The 2,825-nt window shown below is 57.7% G+C and carries 1 protein-coding gene and 2 pseudogenes; all 3 read right to left on the bottom strand.

What is annotated here, in order from left to right:
- Positions 1 to 33: 33 nt before the first annotated feature.
- Positions 34 to 957, bottom strand: a pseudogene (locus tag C8J36_RS24635) (IS3 family transposase); the annotation flags it as partial.
- Between the two features lie 9 nt (positions 958 to 966).
- Positions 967 to 2,328 carry an IS110 family transposase gene (locus C8J36_RS24630; RefSeq protein WP_132537886.1) on the bottom strand — a complete coding sequence of 454 codons (1,362 nt, stop codon included), beginning with the start codon at positions 2,326 to 2,328 and terminating at the stop codon, positions 967 to 969.
- 229 nt (positions 2,329 to 2,557) lie between these two features.
- Positions 2,558 to 2,794 (bottom strand): annotated as a pseudogene (locus C8J36_RS24625) (transposase); the annotation flags it as partial.
- Positions 2,795 to 2,825: the final 31 nt, after the last annotated feature.

The raw sequence follows: 2,825 nt of genomic DNA, 5'->3' as shown, positions 1-2,825 counted from the left end.
TGAATAGCCCCGCGTTTCGTAGACACCCTCGGGTTACGTTTTCTGCTGCTTTTCGAACTCGACGGGCGACAGCATCCCGTTTCTGACATGTTTGCGCTTCGGGTTGTAGAACATCTCGATGTAGTCGAACACGTCTTGCCTGGCTTCATCTCTCGAGCGATAGACCTTTCGGCGTATCCGCTCCCGCTTCAACAGATTGAAGAAGCTCTCAGCCACAGCATTGTCATGGCAGTTGCCGCGTCGGCTCATCCCTTGCCCGGCAGGCGATACAAGGTATCGCCGAGAGGGGGAATGAACCAGATTGTGGTGCTTCAGGAACGCTGCCCAGTCCATGCTGGTGAATTGCGATCCCTGATCCGAATGCACCAGAACCTTTTCCTTTGGCTTTCGCCTCCAGACAGCCATCAGCAACGCCTGCAACACGACATCCGTTGTCTGACAGCTTTGCATCGACCAGCCAATGACGCGGCGGGAATAGAGATCGATGACGACGGCCAGATAGGCAAAACCTTCGTTGGTCCGGATGTAGGTGATGTCCGTGACCCACGCCTTGTCCGGAGCAGCAACGTCGAATTGACGGTCCAGAGTGTTGTCGATGACAATGGAAGGCCTGCCGCCGTAAACTCCAGGACGGCGCTTGTAGCCGATCTGAGCCTTTATCCCGGCAATCCGTGTCAGGCGGGCAACTCGGTTGGGGCAAAATGTCTCGCCGTGATCGAGCAGGTCGTCATGAAGCTTGCGATACCCGTAGACCTTGCCACTCTCTTCCCAGGCCGTCTGGAGCAGATCGATCTGGCGCTTGTCCTCACAGGCACGCTTGCTCAAGGGTATCCGGAGCCAAGCGTAAAACCCGCTGGGATGGATGTGCAACAGGCGGCACATCGTCCGCACCGAAAACAGTTCCTGATGCAGGGCAACGAACGCGTACTTCACTTTGCATCCCTGGCGAAATACGCGGTCGCTTTCCTAAGAAACACAGTCTGCAGCCGTTATGGGTGCCAGCTCGTAGCCCATGGACCGAGCGCGGCGCTGGAGGTTCGCAATGACGCGGCCACGATGCCGTTCATCGTAGGCCGCAGCGCCTGGATCGCGATAGGCTATCCCAAACCGCAGGGTATTGTAGAAGAGGACGGCAATCTTGCGGGCCGTCGCCGTCACTGCCTTCTGCTTACCGATGCGCCCTGCCAGTCGTCGGTAAAACGCGCCGAGGGCGGTGTCACTTCGCCCAATCGTGGTGGCAGCCAACCGCAACAGCGCCGCGGCGCGGCTAGAGGATCGACGGGTCCGGGACGAAAGCACTTTGCCGCCGGATATCTTGTTGCCCGGTGCGAGGCAGAGCCACGATGTGAAGTGCTTGGCAGAGGGCCATGCTCTCAAATCCGTTCCGCATTCGCCGATGAGCTTTAGTGCAAGCGAGGAGCCCAGGCCGTGAATCTGGGTCAAATCTGTCCGGGTGAGACCATAGAGCGCAGCTCGCACATCGAAGGACGGTGCATTCGTCTGTTTAGTCTTCGTCCGGACCTTTGGGAGCGGCGGGAGCGGCGCCTCAGGGTCCACGGTCATGGACGCAATTGACGCCTCAAGCTTGCGGTCACATTCGAGCATCTTCGCCTGGTAGAAGTCGTAAAGCTCCAGTGACTGGGAAAGGGCAAATACGTGCTCATCGCGATCGTTGCCGATCAGGGATGCTCTGATTGTTTCGACGGAGGAATGACAACGAACATCACGCAACGATGCCAGATGGTCGGGATCGCGCTCGCCGGAGACGATCGCACGGATGATCTTCATGCCCGTTACGCCTGTGATGTCGGAGACAACATGATGGAGCTGTAGGTTCATCTCCATCAAAGCCTTCTGCATATGCTGGATATGAGCTGCCGCATACTCGACCAGCCGTTCTCGCTGGCGCAGGTAAGCACGCAGCGTTACGACCTGTGCGTTCGGCCGAAAGCTCCCGCGCAGCAGACCATAAGAATGCAACTGGCGAAGCCATGCCGCGTCGCTGACGTCCGTCTTCCTGCCAGGGACGTTCTTTGCATAACGCGCGTTGACCAGGATCACCTCGAAGCCGTGCTGCTCCAGGATCTCGTAAGCCGGTATCCAGTAGACGCCGGTCGACTCCATCGCCACGCTGGTGACACCGCAGGATCTGAACCAGGCGGCAAGATCATGCAAATCGTGGGTGAAGGTCCCAAATGAGCGGATTGGCATCTCGGCACAATCCGGATTGACCGCGGCCATATGCATCGTAGACCCGATGTCGATGGCCGCCGCTCCAGGGTTCATGCGGGTGAGGTTCTGCGGCATGGATGAACTTGTCTTTGGCATGGCTTCTCCTCCTTTGAATCGGGAGGGGCTGGGCCGAGCAAGTTCGTCAATTTCCTAACCGGGATCGCGGCCTAAACCGCGTCACCACTCTCAAGTCCGCAACAGCCCATGTGCCACGTTTTTTAACGGGGTCGATCGCCTCCAATAAGCAGTCGGCAACTCCCCTCCGACCGCAGCATAGCACAACCTGTTTCTACCGCGCACAGGCGGACCGAAGCCCGTGATCGTTTTTTAATATGTCGCGCTCCTCGGTGACACGCGCCAGTTCCTTTTTGAGCTGTCTGATCTCCTCGGACAGATCATTGCCCGGGCCGCCAGACGCCGAAGAAAACTTCTTCTTCCACTCATAAAGGGAGTGTTGGCTGACACCCAGCCGCTGCGAAACTTCGGCAACGGGATAACCCCGTTCCGTGATCTGACGAACCGCGTCCCGCTTAAACTCTTCGCTGAAATTCGATTTGCTCATGATGCTCTTCTTGCCTCAATTTAGGAAAGAA

Origin of the sequence: Rhizobium sp. PP-F2F-G48 (assembly GCF_004342335.1) — a bacterium.
Taxonomy (GTDB): Bacteria; Pseudomonadota; Alphaproteobacteria; order Rhizobiales; family Rhizobiaceae; genus Ferranicluibacter.
This window is presented reverse-complemented; position numbering and strand designations above follow the sequence as displayed.

What these genes read in the sequence shown, in the direction of transcription:
- C8J36_RS24630 (WP_132537886.1), bottom strand. Translation starts at nt 2,328, where the DNA reads ATGCCAAAGACAAGTTCATCCATGCCGCAGAACCTCACCCGCATGAAC.